This window comes from Ileibacterium valens, from assembly GCF_001945525.1.
Lineage (GTDB): Bacteria > Bacillota_I > Bacilli_A > Erysipelotrichales > Erysipelotrichaceae > Ileibacterium > Ileibacterium valens.
Genome location: NZ_MPJW01000124.1, coordinates 1 through 17,778 on the forward strand (window position 1 = coordinate 1; position 17,778 = coordinate 17,778).

The following is a 17,778-nucleotide window of genomic DNA, read 5'->3' on the forward strand; positions in this document are numbered from 1 at the left end:
AGGCAAATTCTCCAGCTGTTGCAAAGCGATTAAAATCTCCAATTTCAGTAATGATCCGCATAGCGATGGGCCTGGTTACTCCTTTGAAGCACGAAAGGGAACTAGCCAGTTCATTGTAATTTTCCTGTTTGGACATTTCGGTGATTCGCTCATCATATCGAGCAATTTTGGTCTCAAGCTCCTCAAGAGTAATGAGATACTCGTCGAGCACCTCGCGATTCATTGGAGACAGCTCCAGGGATTTAAGCCAATCTCTGTGTTTTATAGTCCACTTGGTCTTTCCCTCATCAAAGGTGTAGCCAAGTTTCAACATAAAGGCATTAATCCGCTGTTTGAACTTCTTAATGGTTTCCTGAGTATCTTCACGAAGACGAATAAATGAGCGAACTTCCTGATCTTCCTGAGTAGGAACATAAACAGATCTATAGGTGTCATAGGCTAATGCTTCAGCCAGAGATTTTGCATCTCTGCGATCCGTTTTGCGAACGCGGTCTGTCTGAGCCAGACGGATTGTCGTTGGCGCCATAATCCGGCATTCAAAGCCCATTTTCGTAATTCTTTCATGGAAAGAAAATCCAAGACACCCAGCTTCGTAACCGAAAACGAGTTGAGTTCCAGGTTCAACTTCAGATTCGATTTTCTTGGCATACTTCCAGATCAATCGTGGATCATTATTAATTTTTGTCTGGTGACTATGTGTATTAGAATCTCGATCGAAAGTATCTAAACTGATTGTTTTACTGTGGACATCGCATCCGATAAAAAGTAAGCTTGCCATATAGGTCCTCCTAAGTCATGTGGTAATGACGTTTACTTTTGAATACACCCTAAGTATCCATCTAAATCCACGAATTGGCTTCTGGGGGGCCTTTCATATTATCTAAAGAGGAGCCAGTCAATATTCTGGCTGGAAAACTGAATCCGGATGCTTCAACGGTTCTTTTATGCGCCCACTATGACGTATTTGCCAAAAGCAGCGGAGCCAATGACAATCTCTCTTCCTGCGCCATCCTGTTTCATCTGCTTAAACGTCATCCAGAGACTATTTTGGTCTGTTTTACAGATCAGGAAGAAACAGGCCATGGTGGAGCCAGATTGCTTTTGGAATGGCTGAAAAAGCATGCAGTGGAAAGCATCATTGTTTTAGATACCTGCGGTTATGGCAATGTTGCAGCCTATCGCATAGCAAGCGGCCGGTTTTGCCGGCGTTTTCGGAAGATGACCGCTTTAAAAATGAAAAAGAAATATCGTTTGCATCCCTTTTTCGCTCTGCCAGAGAGTGACGACAGAATTCTGGCTTCTTCAGGGTTTCCAGTGATGCTTCTTAGCGTTATGCCAGAATCAGATGTTTTAGCCCTGGAGGCTTTATCAAACGCCTACGGAATTCTGATGAATTATGCATCCAGCTATGAGCTGACTCTGGCTAATCTGGATGTCATGGGCACAATTCATGGTGGGGCAGGCGATCGAATTGAAAGCATACAGTTGGAAAGTATGCAAAATGTTCTGAATCATCTTGAAGAAACTCTTTTTTGATAGCTGTTCTGTTTCTATCCAGTTTCCGGGCGGATAGCAGCAGTCAAGTTATAGATAAATGAATTGGATTTAATAAAGAAACGTTTATGAAATGAGCGAATGCTCAGAATGTACTCAATCACATTAGGAGGATACAGAAATGAGTAGCATCATTATTGGAATTCTGCTTCTTCTTTCCCTGGTTGGACTGATTTATTATGCGGTTAAAGGGAAGAATCTGATGGTAGGATTCCTGGTTATTACCACTCTCTGGTTAGTTTTAGTTTTAGTTGGAAATGCATTAAGTCCTAATCCGCTGATGGCTGATCTCTCAACCATCGACATCATCGGAAACGTCTATCAGGCAGGTCCGGAAGGATATGCTAAATCCATTCTGGTCAACATCTTCTTTGGCGCCTTCTTTGGCCGTGTTCTGATCGAGACCGGAATTGCATCGACACTGATTCGAAAAGTAGTTGAACTTGGTGGGGACAAACCTAAGATCACAATGGTTCTTCTGTGCTTTGTCGTGCTTCTATGCTTTACCTCAATGACGGGAATTGGTCCAGTCATTGCGATCGCAGTGATCGCCTTGCCAATCATGCAGGCTCTGGGTATTCCATCGAGCATTTCGCTGTTTGGCTTTATGGGGTCCATCATGGCTGGTATTCTGGCCAACGTCACGAATTTCAAGCAGTATCAGGGGATTCTTGATGGTATGGCAGCTGGCAGATTTGCCGATACAGCTTATGACTTCCAGATGTATTTCCCATTTGGTGCTCTTGCAGCCGGTGTTGCATTTGTGATCTGCATGGTGGTTTGCTGCATGGCTTTAACCCGCCATGAAAAATCCCATGCGTGGGCTGCTGTTACTCCCAATGCTCAGCCTCAGGCAGATGCTCCAGTGATTTCATGGATTTCTGTCATTCTGCCAATCCTGCTTGTGGTTGTTTGCAAACTGCAGGTCATTCCTGCCTTCTTCGTATCCGCTTTATTTGCCTTACTGACCTGCGGCAAACTGAAAAATGGATATGACAAGATTTCTCAGCTTATTTCCAAGCTGTTTACTGATGGTTCGGTTGATGTGGCACCGATGATTGGGTTCTTACTGACACTGGCCATGTTCAATAATGTCGCAGTTTTTGCAGGACCTTACTTTGAGGCAGTCATCGGCGGAATCTTCCCGCATAATGCGCTTGGCCTGACTCTTCTGATGGCGGTTCTGATTCCTGCTGGATTCTTCCGTGGTCCAACCAACCTGGTCGGATGCGGTACTGCGGTGGCTGTGGTCATTCTTGGTGCAGCAGCAGACTTACCAGTTACTTTCCTGTATCCATTATTTGCGGTGACTACCATTGTTCCGCAGCATCTTGACATTACACAGTCCTGGGTTGCCTGGGGTCTTGGTTATACAAAAGTCAGCTCTAAGGGATTCATGAAATATACCATTCCGGTTGGATGGGTTATTGGGGTGATTCTCTTAGTGATGAACTATTTCATGAATGGAATGGCAGTCTGATCCTTTAACAGTTTAAGATCTTCAGATTGTTGTTCGAGATTTTAAGAATGAAGTAAAAGGGTGGTCTCCCGGAGTGCCATCCTTTTGTTTCGATCTCTTAAATAAATTTGACAGAATGAATTAGAGAACACTCTGTAATAGACAGGTATAAGATCATAAGCTATAAGAGACTGATCAGATCCGTAGTTCTTGAGTTGAATGCATCCTTCATAAATGAACTGAAGGATATATGGGCTTGATTCAGAAGAGTAAGGAGTGAGCCCAGTGCGCAAGAAAAATTCCATTACTATTGCAGATATCGCCAAAAAAGCCGGAGTTTCTCGTACAACTGTTTCTTTTTATCTCAATCAGAAATTTGAAAAAATGTCTGGCAAGACCAGAAAAAAAATCCAGGATGTCATAGAAGAAACCGAATTTGTTCCCAATGCTCTGGCCAGAAGCCTTAATAACAAACAGTCTCATTTAGCTGGAGTACTGCTTTCAAGCAGTTCAAATGATCGAACAGAAAACTCTGCCTTTCTTGCAGGGATCCAGGATGAAATGCAAAAGCACGGCTATCAGATTATCGCAGCTTCAGCAGGGGCAGATCTTGAAGAAGAACGCAAGGCCATCGAGCAAATGATCGGACTCAATGTCGATGGTCTGATTGTTCAGCCAAGCGACAGCTTTGATCTTTTGTGGAACACACTAAAAGCAAAAATTCCAATGGTCGCCTGCAATCCGACTCATGCTTCCCGCTATAAATGCTGGGTCAGAAGCAACGATTATGAAGCGGTATATGACACGCTCGAAAAAGCAGTTGAATGCGGTTATACCCGGTTTGTGTTGGTGAGCCAGGAAGAAAGCCGTCTTTCAGGGATGGTTCAGAGAATTCGGGCGTTTGATGATTTGATGCAGATTCGCCATCTCGAAAACCAGCAGATTTATATCGATGATCTCGATGATCAAAGCAAACTGGAGTTTTCTCTGATTTCACACATTCGAATCGATCAGCCAACCTGCTTCTTTGTGACTGAACCCAAAGTTCTCTCCATGGTTTATCCGATTCTGCGCTCTTATCGTGAATTGATGCCCGATTCATTAGGCGTGATTGGTTTTGATGGAATCGAATGGACAAGAATGGTTTCTCCAAGTGTTACGACCATTGTTCAGCCATCCTATGAAGAAGGTGTTCAGGCAGCCCGGATTGTGCTTGACCAGATTCTTGAAGAAGATCAGCAGATGCCCTGCCGTATTTTTTCCTGCCGGCTCGAACAGGGAGAAACGACCAGAAAGCTCTTTGATACGGTTTGCATTAAAAAAACTCATACAAAAGATGAATAAATTCTGAATGGCGCTTCAGGCCTGGGTGTTTCAGATTTGGAAAACCAGCTGACAAACAGCTGACGATTAAAGCGGAACATAAGTTCTATATCTGAGGCAGCAGACATTCGAACTTTTGATATAAGAAATCTTATCCAGTAAAAAAATCGTATTTATATAGACGGATTTTGTTTGAGTATCTGAAAACTGAAACGTTCGGATACTTGAAATGATCTTGTATTCAGGTCTGATCTGATGAATGTTAGAAGTCAGATAAATTCAATCCTGAATCTGTAAAAGATATTTACCAGAAATATCTGTAGAAAAATAGCCGGAGTATCGGCAAGGAGAAGATATGAACGAAGTGATTAATGAACTTTTCAGCCTGTCAGGCAAAGTAGCCCTGATTACCGGAGCTACCCATGGCATTGGCTTTGGAATTGCCTGCGCACTTGGAAAAGCTGGAGCAAAGGTCTGCTTCAATGGCAGAAGTGCTCAGAAGAATGAAATTGCTCTTGAGGAATACAAAAAAGCGGGCATTGAAGCCCATGGATATGTGTGTGATGTCACCAATGAAAAAGAAGTAGCGGATATGATTTCAGCGATCGAAAACGAACTTGGAAGTGTAGACATTCTTGTAAATAATGCAGGGATCATTCAGCGGACTCCGATGCTTGAAATGGAAGTGGAGGATTTTCGCAAGGTGGTCGATACCGACTTAACCGGTCCATTTATTGTTTCCAAAGCCGTTCTTCCGGGAATGATCAAAAAGAATGCCGGCAAAATCATCAACATCTGCTCGTTAATGTCAGAACTCGGACGCGAAACCGTCGCGGGCTATGCTGCGGCAAAAGGTGGACTCAAGATGCTGACAAGAAACATCTGCGCAGAGTTTGGAGAATACAACATTCAGTGTAATGGCATCGGCCCGGGATACATCGCAACCAGCCAGACGGCTCCTCTTCGAAAGCCGCAGGCGGATGGAACACCCAACCCATTTGATGCTTTTATTCTGGCTAAGACTCCGGCGCATCGTTGGGGAAAACCCGAGGACCTGGAAGGACCGGCAATTTTCCTGGCTTCAAGAGCTTCTGACTTTGTTAATGGCCAGATTCTGTTTGTCGATGGTGGAATCCTGGCAAGCCTGGGACGCACGCCACAATAACCAGATCCATCTGAAATGAAATAATCGATCTCTCGATTTCCGGACCTGAACGATCTGGCCGATGCTGCTAAGTCTTACTGATTTTAAATTGAATTCTGGCAGCGGTCGATTTAACTGTATTTGTGATGGATCCGGTTTCGAACAACAATTCTTTGCGGACCGCTTACCGCGAAGAGAATTGGAGGAAAAAATGAAAATTGCACTGATTAACGAAAACTCTCAGGCATCCAAAAATAAGATCGTTGAAAATGCGTTGAAAAAATCGGTTGCCCCCCATGGTTATGAGGTGGTCAATTACGGTATGTTTGACGATTCAGATGAACCCTTAACCTATGTTCAGAATGGCATTTTAGCTGCTATACTTCTTAACTCCGGCGCTGCTGATTATGTAGTCACTGGCTGCGGTACTGGTGAGGGTGCCATGCTGGCCTGCAATGCGTTTCCAAACGTACTGTGCGGACACATTGAAGATCCGCTTGATGCCTATACATTTGCTCAGATTAATGATGGTAACTGCATTGCGATTCCTTTTGCCAAAGGATTTGGCTGGGGAGGCGACCTGAATCTTGAATATATCTTTGAAAAGCTCTTCTGCGAAAAAAGCGGACAGGGATATCCAAGGGAAAGAGCCATTCCAGAGCAGAGAAATAAAAAAATCCTTGATGAAGTAAAAGCTGTCACCTGTCGTGACCTGAAAGACATTCTTCCAAAGCTGGATAAGAATCTGCTGCAGGGTGTCATTGGACGTAAGTCGTTCCAGGAGCTCTTTTTTAAAGACTGCCCGGATGAAGAATATAAAAAACTGATCAGCGATCTGATTGAGGACAGGTAAACTGCTTCTGATTTTGTCTCAATAATTCTTCAGAATATTCCAGACTTCTGCAAATAGAGTCTGAATGAAGTTGATCTGTCAGAACATTCCAAATCGTCGATAAAAATATAGGTAAAAAACTGGTTTAAAAGTCGATGAACAGGATGAATTGAACGAATAAATTAAAGTGATGAAAAGCGATGAAAGGAACTTCAAATCATGGAACTGAGAACTGCAAGTTCACCCAGAGATGCGAAATATTACGATACAAAAAGACTTCGAGAAGAATTCCTGGTCAGTGATCTTTTTGTGCCTGATGAAATCAGACTGATTTACAGTCATATCGACCGGATTATTTTCGGTGGGGCGATGCCTGTAAACGAAGCTTTGAAACTTGAAGCCGGGGATGAGCTTCGCGCCAAATATTTTCTTGAAAGAAGAGAGCTGGGAATTATCAATATCGGCGGCGATGGCGTAATTAAAGCAGATGGTGTTGATTATGAGATTGATGCCAGAGATGGCCTGTATCTTGGCAAAGGAACGAAAGATATCGAATTCTTGAGCAAGGACGCTGCCAATCCGGCGAAGTTTTATATGTGTTCTGGACCAGCCCATATGACTTATCCAACAAAGCGGATTCTTAAGGATAAAAAAGCCGAGTTTGATTACGATGTTGAAATTCTGCCGGAAAATAAAAAAGAACTGGGTAGTCTCGAAGATTCCAATCACCGGACCATCAACAAGTATATCCTGCCCGGTCAGGTGGAGACCTGTCAGCTGGAAATGGGACTGACTCATCTTGAACCTGGAAGTGTCTGGAATACGATGCCCTGTCATACCCATGACAGACGAATGGAAGTCTATCTGTATTTTGATATGCCAGAGGATGCTTTTGTCATGCATTTTATGGGCGAACCCGACGAAACCAGACACGTTGTTGTCCGCAACGAAGAGGCAATCATTTCTCCCTCCTGGTCCATCCATTCTGGCAGCGGATCCAGAAACTACTCCTTTATCTGGGGAATGGTTGGAGAAAACCAGGATTTTGACGACATGGACGATGTAGCCATGCAGGATCTGCGCTAACCGGATCAATTGTACAGACTAAGTCCTTTTGCGGATTTCAAAAACGAGATAACCCGAAAAGTCTGATCACTATAATTAATAAAGAGCAGCTTCACTCTGATGAATTTGAGTGAAGCTGCTCTTTTGTAATTTTGGGATGATTTTCGATTGAAGTCATACGATGATTTGAATGGATTTCGTCTGACTTCATCTGAATTCATCTAATTCATTCAGTCCATTTGGACTGAACAGGTATTTCAGGAAGATGAGTATCTAAGATTGATTTTTTTCAATCAGGCAGCCTTTACCGGTTTGCGCAGCAGTCCAAGAAGTAGTGCGCCAACAATGCTTCCGACAACTAGCGCCAACAGATACATCCAAGGATTTCCGACGGTGATAAATACGAAGATTCCGCCATGAGGAGCCATCAGAGTGCATCCAAACATCATACTCAAAGCTCCAGCAACTGCACTTGCAATGGCGCAGGCAGGCAGTACGTGAAGTGGATCGGATGCAGCAAAAGGAATAGCGCCTTCAGTAATAAAGGAAAGACCCATAACCACATTGGTTGGAGCAGTTTTCTGTTCACTTTCAGTGAATTTGTTTTTGAAAATCATTGAAGCCAGGGCGATTGCGATTGGTGGAACCATACCGCCGATCATAACAGCGGCCATGACTTCATAGTTGCCTGATGCTAAAGCGGCAGTTCCAAATACGTAAGCAGCTTTGTTGAAAGGTCCACCCATATCAATGGCCATCATACCGCCAAGAATTGCTCCAAGAATGACAGAAGAAGTTCCATTCATTGAATTCAGGAAAGCATTGAGCTGCATGTTCACCCATCCGACTGGAGGTTCAATGACAAACTGCATCAGTAAACCGGTAAGAAGAACTCCAAAGAACGGATAAAGAAGCATCGGTTTAATTCCATCCAGTGAAGCAGGCATGAATGCAAACAGCTTTTTAAGCAGATTGACAAGATAACCAGCGGCAAAACCAGCAATTAAGGCACCCAGAAAGCCAGAAGTTCCACTGGCGGCTAACGCACCGCCGACAAATCCGGCAACCAGACCAGGTCTTTCAGCAATTGATTCAGCAATATAACCGGCAAGAATTGGAAGCATGAATCCAAATGCAACATTACCTACATTCTTGAAGAATGCTGCAGCCGGAGTGATTGTTCCAAATAACGAACGTTCAGCGACATCTAATGTATCCATATCGACAAAGAAACCATCGATCATAAAGGCAATGGCAATCATGATTCCGCCGCCGACGATGAAGGGAAGCATGTGAGAGACGCCGTTCATCAGATCTTTGTAGACCTTATGCCAGCCGCTTTCAGTCGTTGAAGATTCTTCAACCACTCCGCCGCCGTGATAAATTGGAGCGGCTCCGGATACAGCTTTTTCAATCAGTTCCTTTGGTTTGGAAACGCCATCCTTTACTGGAACCTGTAAAACTTCCTTGCCATCAAAGCGATCCATTGGAACATTGACATCAGCTGCAACAATAATCGCTCTGGCCTTTTTGATTTCTTCAGGAGTCAGGATGTTTTTGGCTCCGCCGCTTCCACGGGTTTCAACCTTGACGTTGTATCCCATTTCCTTAGCGGTTTTCTCGATGGCTTCTGCCGCCATATAGGTATGAGCGATTCCGGTTGGGCATCCGGTGACTCCAAGAAGTAAAGTGCCTTCCTGATTCGCTTCAGTTGCGGCATCGGCCTGCTGTTCTCTGGCCAGGGCTTCTTCCTTTTCATCGGCTTTTCGTTCAGCATCATTTAAGATATCCAGAAATTCTTTTTCCGAATTTGCATGAATTAAAGATGAGACAAGGGATTCATCCATTAACATTCTTGAAAGTCTGGCAAGAACTTCCAGGTGGACGCTTCCTTCTTCAGGAGCGGCGATCAAAAAGACCAGCTGGACCGGACTTCCATCCAGTGATTCATAATCAACTCCAGATGGAATGACCATGGCAGCCAAACCGGCTTTGGAAACTCCGGCAGAACGGCCATGAGGAATGGCGATTCCTCCACCTACACCTGTCGAGAATTCTTTTTCACGGTCATGAACAGCTTTGGAATAAGCCTGACGATCAGAGATGCGTCCGCTTTTTACCATCAGATCGATGGCCTGTTCGATGGTCTGATTCTTATCCGTTGGTGTGCCATGAAGATTGATGCTGTCTAAAGACAGCAGTTCGTTGATTTTCATGATATTTCCTTTCCTTTTTCCTTAATTTCCTCAATTCTTATACTTGATTCTTGATTTTTTTACTGTTGGATCTTTTACTGGATGATTTGATTTGTATGACATTCAGGGGATGTGATTAGTGACCTGGAGTAAAGAGATCTTCACTTGCTTTCATTAAGGCTTCAACTTCTTCTTTTGTAGCCAGCAGATCGGAGAAAGCCGAAGCGCTTCCGGTGCAGACACCAGTTTTGAAAGCTTCATCATAATTCTGATTCTTGAAATAGCCGCTCATGAATCCCGCGACCATGCTGTCGCCTGCTCCGACAGAATTCTTCAGGATTCCTTTGGGGGCCTTTGCAAAATGCACTTTATGGTGTTCATCGACAAGGAGCGCTCCATCCTTACCCATGGAAACCAGAACATTGATGGCTCCCTTGTCCTGCAAAATTCGAGCGTACTTTTCAATGTCTTCAATGGTATTGAGTTTGACGTTGAACATTTCTTCGATTTCTGCCTGATTGGGTTTGATCAAAAACGGGTGTTTTTCAAGAACATTGAGCAGCAGATCGCGGGTGGCATCCACAACGATGCGAACGCCGCGTCCTTTTAGATGTTCCATAATGTCACGGTAAAGCGTCTGCGGCAGGGAAGAAGGAATGGCTCCGGAAATGATGAGCGTATCTCCCTGGGTCAGTCCATCAAGTTTAGCTAAGAGTTTTTGTATATCTTCTTCTTTGATTTTTGGGCCCCGACCGTTGATTTCCGTTTCTTCTTTTGAGCGAAGTTTGACATTGATTCTGGTGTCCCCTTCCTTAACCCATAAGAAATCCGCGTTGACTCCGGCTTCTTCAAGCATGGATTCAAGGGCTTTGCCGGTAAATCCTGCCAGAAAGCCATAGGCCTGATTGGGATAGCCTAAGTTCTGTAAAACGATGGAAACGTTGATTCCTTTGCCGCCTGGCAAAATGAAGTCATCACTGGTCCGATTGGTCGCACCGACAATAAAGTCGTTGACAGTAACGATGTAGTCGAGTGAGGGATTGAGTGTTAATGTGCAGATCATAATTTTCCTTTTTCCTTTTCTACTTTTTCCTTTTCTGTTTTTCCTTTAACTATCTGAAATTTATCTTTTCCACGCCGTAGACTCTGTATTCATTTTTCCTGAAGCCATGTCTGAGACAATTTCTGCTTTTCAGGCAGGTTTTCGCTGCTGTTTATCGAGGGCAATCATGTCAATCACGCCTTCTAAATCATCAGCTGATTTTGTCGTGATCACCGTGCAGTCTTCCGGGTTGGCAAAAGTCACTCTTTGCTGGAGATGAAATTTGCTTGGATCAGCCAGGACATAGCTTTTCTGGCATCTGGAAATCGCCTTTCGCTTGAGCATGCCTTCTGAAATATCCGGAGTGGTAAAACCGGACTGGCTGACGCCGTTGGTTCCGAAAAATCCGATTGAGAAATTGTACTTGCCTAAAAACTCGCAGGCTTCCTCCCCGATGATTGTTTCAGTCACTCCCTTGTACTGGCCTCCGACCAGACTGACAGAAAATCCTTTGGCGGCCAGTTTGTTGGCGTGAAAGATGGCGTTGGTGATATAGAAGGCATCTTTTTGCTGAATCTGTTCGATCAGAAATTCAGTTGAAGTTCCGCCATCGATATAGACGGTATCTCCAGGTTCAATCAGCTGGCTGGCGAATTCTGCCATCTTTTTCTTTTCAGGCGCGTTATGCGTTCGGCGGGCACTGACTCTTGAATCATTGTCATTCATCCCGGCAATGTTTCTGGCTTTTGCTCCACCCCGGATTCTCCAGAGCAGACCTTTGGATTCAAGTTCAAGCAGATCTCTTCGAAGGGTTGATTCAGAAGTATCCAGATGATCAACAAGTTCCTGAGTGGAGACCGTCTGATTGGTATTAACCAGATTGAGCAGTTTTTGATGTCTCTCTTCAGTTAGCATGAAGCGTTTCTCCTTTCTTTATTTTTTTTCTCTTCATTCTTTTTTCTTTTAATTTCTTTGTCTTGCTTTATCGAATTGGTCTTTTCAAAATCCTGTTCGTTATCTGGAAAAGAAATTTGTTAAAAAAACATTTGCAGGCTGTCAGGTTTTGAGCATGACTTTGCTTTTGTTTCTGACACCCATACTGTAATCCCTTGCAGAATCAGAATCAATCAAAATCATTCAAATAAAATCATAAAAATTTAAAATTATTTAAAATCTACCAAAAACATTCAAATACCAGGAAATTATATGAAATAAACCGAAGAAATATGAACATAGATGAATAAATTTAAATAATTCTTGAAAGAATTTGAAAAATTCCGGTCCAAGCATCAAAAGGTATGAACTGATTTCTGACAGGAGGTTTAAGAAGAGAATTGAAGTACTGAAACTACTGGAGAAATGAAGAGTTACATAAGTATTTGAAAATTACGAATAATAAAAAAGAATCCAAATCTACAGAAGATCTGGATTCTCCGTTTCGATAACAAAGATTGAATATCAGTGATCAAAGAGAAGAAAAACTGACTATTCTTCTTCGAAGACTACAACATCGTTTGGCTTGAGCAGATCGATCATATCGAGTTCTGGTCCGGACACTTTACCAACCAGATTTCTTAATCCATCATTTTTCATTGGTTCAAGAACGATATGAACTTCTCCAGCATAATGTTTGTAATTATCGTTTACGACAACGACATCGCCGCGTTCGAACGTATCCTTATGAGCATCTCTGGGAGCAAATTCGGTATCCTTGAAATAGACTCTTGGAAGTCTGGAACGCCAGATCCATTCAGAAGAATCACCCAGGTCGGCATGGGGAGCAAATTCAAGAACGGACTTTCTTTCGGCTTTGGTGGCTTCAGGGTCAAGCTTGATTTTGATTGTTTTTGGATGAGTCAGCTTGTCTTCCGGGATATAGCCTGGAACCAGATTTTTAACAGGTTCTGGATTTAAAACGTCAGCGACAGCCTTGAATTCGTCTTCGGAAGCATAGTAGTTTCCAAAAAGAACATCGTCGATATGATCGGTTGCCAGAATCAGACGGGCCTGCAAATCGACAGGATAATTTCTCATTCTTTCAACAGTCGGAAGACCATATTCGGCATCCCAGACGCCATTGGTTCCTTCTGCGTTTGAAGAAATGAATGCTCCGATTCGAATGTCTTCGAGATCCTTGATTTCCTGATTTACCTTTTTGAATTTAGCCCAGGGCATTCCGGTCCATGGCTGAGGATAAAAGTTATGGCAAGCGAGAATTTTTTCCTTATCGGCACCATCTTCAAGCAGACGGCCGATCATTGGGGAAACAGTACTTGCGTTGTATTCGATTTTAATTCCGTAAGGGTTGTTGATCATGGCTGTATCGCGATAATCGCCATACGCTTCATCCATTCGGATGATGTCGCATCCAATATCGGCAAAATCCTTTACGTTATCAAACGTCACACCCATATCGTCCAAAAAGCGGGTGTTTACATCGAGTGAAACTTCCATTCCATATTTATGTGCTTCTTCAATCAGTTTACGGAAATAGTCAAAGATTTCTTCCTTGGTTCCTTCGACGGAAAACATACTGGAAAATACACGCTTGGCTCCATATTTTCCAGCTAGAGCCAAATACTCCTTAATTTCCTCAAACGGACTTAAATCCGGATAAACTGAGATTCCCATTGTAGGCATTAGATCTACCTCCATTTCTCTTATGTTCGTTATACCATTTTCATGGCTGAAATGGAGAAACAATTCCTGAAGAATGTTCGACTGAAAAAAACACAGCTCAGATATTCCATGCGATTCAACGTCTGATTGTAAATGTCATATTGTCATAATAATTGATTCGCAGCCACTGATATTGAAAGTAAGCCAGATGAAAACAAAAGCGATAAACGTTTTTCTTCCTTTCTATCGGGTCTATCGGGACATATTGTGCCTGGTTTGTTTTCACGAATAGATTTTATATTCAAAGATAAAAAATAATCTATTTAGGATTGTGTTTGGAAAAGAGGTGATCAAATTTTATTTTTTAGGCATTTTATGGTTTTTGTCTGATGCTTAGAATGAACAGATCCAGAGTTTTCTTTGTTTCTGCACTCTCTTTTTCTGAGGATCTTGTAAAATGAAATGGAACACAATACCAGATTTCAATTTGAATTGTTTGGAGGAAAAATAATGATTAAAAAGAATCTCACCAACTTCTTCCAGGGTCATGAGCTGAATGCTTACGAATATTTTGGCGCACATCCTGCAAAAGAAGGGGTTGATTTTGTATTGTATGCCCCTCACGCTTCGAAGATCAGCGTTGTTGGAGATTTTAATAATTGGGATGAAGCAGTAAATCCCATGGAAAAGGACGAAGAAGGCGTTTGGATTGTTCACGTTCCAGAAGCAAAAGTGGGAGATGCTTACAAATACCGTATTACCCAGTCTACTGGACGTACGATCGACAAGATTGATCCATATGCTTTCTACTCCAAATTCCGTCCGGAAAATGATTCCGTCGTAGCATCTTTAGATTTTGATGGATGGAATGATGCCGAGTGGATGAAAAAACGCAACAAAGGTTTTGATGATCCAATTTCGATTTATGAAATGAATATCGGTTCCTGGCGTGATAAAAATACCCGTGTCGAACTCGAAGATGTGCTTCCGGAGCAGCATGAAGACGGCTACTTTGTTAAATACTCGGATATTGTCGATGAACTGATTGAACATTGTAAAAAATATCATTTCTCTCATGTTGAAGTGATGCCATTATCTGAATTCCCATTCGATGGTTCCTGGGGCTATCAGGTTTCTGGCTTCTTCTCAGTAACCAGCCGGTATGGCAATAACATTGAACTGAAAGAATTCGTAAACCGTCTGCATGAAGCCGGAATCGGCGTTATCATGGACTTTGTTCCGGTTCACTTTGTTAAGGATGAATACGCTCTGGCTTATTATGATGGAACTCCGCTTTATGAATACACCAATGGCGATGATGCTCATTCTGAATGGGGAACATCATACTTTGATTTAGGCAAGGAAACAGTTCGTTCATTCTTGATGTCTGCTGCCAACTACTGGATCAAGGAATACCATTTTGATGGTCTGCGTATGGATGCTATTTCCAATGCGATTTTCTGGAAAGGCAACAAAATGCGCGGCGAAAACAAAGGTGCTACTGACTTTATTAAACGAATGAACTTCATGCTCAACAGCGAATACGAAGGCAAGATCATGCTGATTGCAGAAGACTCTACTGACTTCCCGAACGTCTGCAAGTCGACTCTCGATGGTGGTCTTGGGTATGATTATAAATGGGATTTAGGCTGGATGAACGATACTCTGAAGTATCTGGCTAAAGATCCGATCTATCGTCAGTGGCATCACAATAACATCACTTTCTCGATGGCTTATTTCTATTCAGAAAAATTCATTCTGCCGCTTTCTCATGATGAAGTTGTACATGGAAAAGCAACCATCGTCGATAAGATGTGGGGAAGTTATGAAGACAAGTTTGCTCAGGCTCGTGAACTGTATACCTATATGTTTGGACATCCAGGTAAAAAACTGAACTTCATGGGTAATGAAATTGGCATGCTTCGTGAATGGGATGAGCAGAAGGGGACTGACTGGTTCCTTCGCCAGTATCCAATGCATGCTGGTTTTGAAGTGTTCTTCCAGGATTTAACAGGCATTTACAAAAATGATGATGCTTTCTGGTATGGTTATGATCCAACCAATTTCCAGTGGATCAATGCGGATGACGCGGCTCATAATACATTCTCCTTTATGCGAAAAGGAAGCAAGAATGTTTATGTATTCCTGATTAACTTCTCCACAAACTCCTATACACTTCAGTTTGGAGTGCCGTATAAGGGTGTTTATCATGAAGTGCTCAATACCCAATGGAGCAAATACAACGGAAACCTTGGCCATAACGACCAAAGAGACTTCAAGGCGATCCGTCTTCCGTTAAATAATCAGCCATATCGCATTCAGGCTCTGGTGCCTGCTTTCTCAGCAATGATTTTAAAGGTTGAAAAACCTGAAGAAGCGCCAAAACCAGAAGAAAAACCTGAAGAAGCCAATACAGTATCAACATCAGAAACTGAATAATTCAGGCAGTGGGATTCATTTCGCTAGTTGAATGATTAAAAGAGAGTCTTTCCATCTGGAAAGGCTCTTTTTGCGCGTTTAAGAGGAATAAACATAAGAAGAAACCTGAAAAAGAATTTTATTGATATGGACAATAGTACGAAATCGTACTGAGATGATCGGGCGTTAAGAGACAGCTGGCTGAAGATCAAACAAGAGGTCAGCTCATCAGAAGAGAAATACGAGGAGGTAGATAAATATGAACAATCGACTGAACCGGTTGAAATTTACTCTGGATCAGCTCAATGAGGTTTATCGCAATCTGGCGAATCTTTTGTGTATATCCTAACCGAAGATGGAAATCTATTACTGCCTGCTTGCAGAAGGCGGCTCCTGTCTGCTTTCGGAAATATGCAGCTATATGTCAATTCCCAAACAGACATTAAATTCGCAGCTTCGAAGTATGGAAAAAGATGGAGATATCAAAGTCGACTATCTTCCAAATTCAAAGAAAAACAAAGCAGCTGTTCTGACAGAAAAAGGGATGAAACAGGCCAGGGCGACGGCTGGTCTGATGCAGAAATTTGAAACGAAAGCGCTGACTTCATTTAGTCAGCAGGAAGTGGAAATCCTGTTTTCTTTGCTTGAACGGTTTACTGATGAGATGATCCGCTTTACAATTCCAACCATTCTGACCATGATTATTGGATCAGTTTATGGAATTGTTGATGGAATTATCATCAGTACATATGTCGGGAAAATGGTTTTTCCGCTGTAAATTTCATCATGTCGGTATTAATGATTATTGGAACAGTCGGTTTGATGTTTGGAAGCGGCGGCTCGGCACTCATTGCCAAGTTCATGGGGATGAAAGAAGATAAAAAGGCCAGAAAAGTATTTTCGCAGCTGACTTACACTCTGGTCATCCTTTCAATCATCATCTGTATCCTGGGCTATCTGTTTATGCCAAATATTTTGCATATGCTCGGAGCGAACGGAGTTATGTTTGATGAAGCCCTGGTTTATGGAAAGATCAGTCTTCTGGGGATGACATTTTTTATCCTTCAATATTATTTCCAGGCTCTGATGATTACAGCAGGGCATCCAACCCTGAATTTCATGGTGACTATAGGAGCTGGAATCACCAATATGGTGCTCGATTATGTTTTCATCGTTTTATTTGGCTGGGGTGTTTCCGGAGCCGCTTTAGCGACGATTTCCGGTCAGTTTTTAGGCGGCATGATTCCGATTGCCTACTTTGCCTTTAATCGTAAAGGGACTCTGTATCTTGGCCAGGCGGCTGCTCAGCTGTCCAATTTATGGCAGACCTGCTTAAATGGGGCCAGTGAACTGATGACGAACCTTTCGCAATCTTTGATTGGAATCTTGTTTAACTGGCAGCTGCTTCGTCTTGCAGGCGAAGATGGCGTAGCCTCCTATGGAGTTTTAATGTATGTTTCAATGATTTTTGGTGCCTTCTTTTATGGTTACAGTATCGGGATCGCTCTGGTTATCAGCTATAAATATGGTGCGAATGATAAAAAACAGCTTCATGAGCTGTATACCCGATCGATATGGATTGTTCTGATCATATCCCTGGGAATGTTTGCTTTGGCAGAGATCTTAGCTCCAGCCTTATCGGATCTGTTTACCGGCTATGATCAGGGATTATATGAAATGACTCTGGAAGGTTTCTATATATTTTCCTTTGCTTTCCTGGCTTTTGGAATCTCCGTTTTTGGATCGGCTTTCTTTACAGCTTTAAACAATGGTCCGATTTCTGCATTGATCTCATTTGTGCGGACGGTTATCTTTCAGGTGATCTTTATTCTGATTCTTCCTCAATTTTTAGGAATCATCGGAATCTGGCTGTCAGTTCCTGCTGCTGAACTGTTCGCGGCATTGATGACCTGCTATCTGTTTAAAAAGTATGAAGGAAAATATGGCTACGGTTCATTTTTCGGGTCTGCCAGAAGATCCGAAAGCCGTTTATAAAAAAACCAATGTCATTAAGTTAAGCAGATAGAAGCGCGAATTGCTCCGCACTTCATCGTGGTGTTCAGAATCTACCAGAAATTTTTATCTGGAATCAGCCATTTTTCGGCTTCAAGCCTCACGAATACGATA

Annotated in this window: 14 protein-coding genes; 9 read left to right on the forward strand and 5 right to left on the reverse strand. The window is 42.7% G+C overall.

Annotated elements, in window-relative coordinates:
* Positions 1-778: IS110 family transposase (locus BO222_RS06115; protein WP_075817629.1), on the reverse strand; the 778-nt coding region annotated here is incomplete at its 3' end.
* A gap of 74 nt (positions 779-852) precedes the next feature.
* On the opposite strand from BO222_RS06115, the gene BO222_RS06120 reads away from it, so the two are divergent.
* The 6 genes from BO222_RS06120 (at position 853) to kduI (ending at position 7,398) form a co-directional block, all read left to right on the forward strand.
* Positions 853-1,536, forward strand: coding sequence for a M28 family peptidase (locus BO222_RS06120; RefSeq protein WP_075819318.1), 684 nt, complete (start codon positions 853-855; stop codon positions 1,534-1,536).
* Between the two features lie 139 nt (positions 1,537-1,675).
* Entirely contained in the window at positions 1,676-3,034 is a 1,359-nt protein-coding gene (locus BO222_RS06125; RefSeq protein WP_075819320.1) for a citrate transporter, read from the forward strand.
* 264 nt (positions 3,035-3,298) lie between these two features.
* Positions 3,299-4,357: a LacI family DNA-binding transcriptional regulator gene (locus BO222_RS06130; RefSeq protein WP_075819322.1), complete on the forward strand. Its 1,059-nt coding sequence runs from the start codon at positions 3,299-3,301 to the stop codon at positions 4,355-4,357.
* A gap of 334 nt (positions 4,358-4,691) precedes the next feature.
* A complete protein-coding gene (locus tag BO222_RS06135; protein ID WP_075819324.1) occupies positions 4,692-5,501 on the forward strand; it encodes a gluconate 5-dehydrogenase in 810 nt (269 codons plus the stop codon).
* Positions 5,502-5,691: 190 nt separating this feature from the next.
* Complete coding sequence (locus BO222_RS06140; protein ID WP_075819326.1) at positions 5,692-6,333, forward strand: RpiB/LacA/LacB family sugar-phosphate isomerase; 642 nt, start codon at positions 5,692-5,694, stop codon at positions 6,331-6,333.
* Positions 6,334-6,531: 198 nt separating this feature from the next.
* On the forward strand, positions 6,532-7,398 hold the full coding sequence (gene kduI, locus BO222_RS06145; RefSeq protein ID WP_075819328.1) for a 5-dehydro-4-deoxy-D-glucuronate isomerase: 867 nt from the start codon (positions 6,532-6,534) through the stop codon (positions 7,396-7,398).
* A 272-nt stretch (positions 7,399-7,670) separates the two neighbouring features.
* On the opposite strand, the gene BO222_RS06150 is transcribed toward kduI, so the two are convergent.
* The 4 genes from BO222_RS06150 to BO222_RS06165 form a co-directional block, all read right to left on the reverse strand.
* Positions 7,671-9,593: a PTS fructose transporter subunit IIABC gene (locus BO222_RS06150; RefSeq protein ID WP_075819330.1), complete on the reverse strand. Its 1,923-nt coding sequence runs from the start codon at positions 9,591-9,593 to the stop codon at positions 7,671-7,673.
* 115 nt (positions 9,594-9,708) lie between these two features.
* On the reverse strand, positions 9,709-10,635 hold the full coding sequence (gene pfkB / locus BO222_RS06155; protein WP_075819332.1) for a 1-phosphofructokinase: 927 nt from the start codon (positions 10,633-10,635) through the stop codon (positions 9,709-9,711).
* 129 nt (positions 10,636-10,764) lie between these two features.
* Positions 10,765-11,529 carry a DeoR/GlpR family DNA-binding transcription regulator gene (locus BO222_RS06160; RefSeq protein ID WP_075819334.1) on the reverse strand — a complete coding sequence of 255 codons (765 nt, stop codon included), beginning with the start codon at positions 11,527-11,529 and terminating at the stop codon, positions 10,765-10,767.
* Positions 11,530-12,099: 570 nt separating this feature from the next.
* Positions 12,100-13,254: a MupG family TIM beta-alpha barrel fold protein gene (locus BO222_RS06165; protein WP_075819336.1), complete on the reverse strand. Its 1,155-nt coding sequence runs from the start codon at positions 13,252-13,254 to the stop codon at positions 12,100-12,102.
* 489 nt (positions 13,255-13,743) lie between these two features.
* Between BO222_RS06165 and glgB the strand changes: the two genes are divergently transcribed.
* The 3 genes from glgB (at position 13,744) to BO222_RS06180 (ending at position 17,646) form a co-directional block, all read left to right on the forward strand.
* Positions 13,744-15,672, forward strand: a complete 1,929-nt coding sequence (glgB, locus tag BO222_RS06170) for a 1,4-alpha-glucan branching protein GlgB (protein WP_075819342.1) — start codon at positions 13,744-13,746, stop codon at positions 15,670-15,672.
* Between the two features lie 334 nt (positions 15,673-16,006).
* Positions 16,007-16,429 (forward strand): MarR family winged helix-turn-helix transcriptional regulator, encoded by a 423-nt coding sequence (locus tag BO222_RS06175; protein WP_075819338.1) that lies wholly within the window; start codon positions 16,007-16,009, stop codon positions 16,427-16,429.
* A 20-nt stretch (positions 16,430-16,449) separates the two neighbouring features.
* Positions 16,450-17,646, forward strand: coding sequence for an MATE family efflux transporter (locus BO222_RS06180; protein WP_158024564.1), 1,197 nt, complete (start codon positions 16,450-16,452; stop codon positions 17,644-17,646).
* Positions 17,647-17,778: the final 132 nt, after the last annotated feature.

Excerpts from the sequence above, each read along its gene's own strand:
- BO222_RS06125 (WP_075819320.1), top strand. The coding sequence starts at position 1,676 with ATGAGTAGCATCATTATTGGAATTCTGCTTCTTCTTTCCCTGGTTGGA.
- BO222_RS06135 (WP_075819324.1), top strand. The coding sequence starts at position 4,692 with ATGAACGAAGTGATTAATGAACTTTTCAGCCTGTCAGGCAAAGTAGCC.
- BO222_RS06140 (WP_075819326.1), top strand. The coding sequence starts at position 5,692 with ATGAAAATTGCACTGATTAACGAAAACTCTCAGGCATCCAAAAATAAG.
- kduI (WP_075819328.1), top strand. The coding sequence starts at position 6,532 with ATGGAACTGAGAACTGCAAGTTCACCCAGAGATGCGAAATATTACGAT.
- BO222_RS06150 (WP_075819330.1), bottom strand. The coding sequence starts at position 9,593 with ATGAAAATCAACGAACTGCTGTCTTTAGACAGCATCAATCTTCATGGC.
- pfkB (WP_075819332.1), bottom strand. The coding sequence starts at position 10,635 with ATGATCTGCACATTAACACTCAATCCCTCACTCGACTACATCGTTACT.
- BO222_RS06160 (WP_075819334.1), bottom strand. The coding sequence starts at position 11,529 with ATGCTAACTGAAGAGAGACATCAAAAACTGCTCAATCTGGTTAATACC.
- BO222_RS06165 (WP_075819336.1), bottom strand. The coding sequence starts at position 13,254 with ATGCCTACAATGGGAATCTCAGTTTATCCGGATTTAAGTCCGTTTGAG.
- glgB (WP_075819342.1), top strand. The coding sequence starts at position 13,744 with ATGATTAAAAAGAATCTCACCAACTTCTTCCAGGGTCATGAGCTGAAT.
- BO222_RS06175 (WP_075819338.1), top strand. The coding sequence starts at position 16,007 with ATGGAAATCTATTACTGCCTGCTTGCAGAAGGCGGCTCCTGTCTGCTT.
- BO222_RS06180 (WP_158024564.1), top strand. The coding sequence starts at position 16,450 with ATGATTATTGGAACAGTCGGTTTGATGTTTGGAAGCGGCGGCTCGGCA.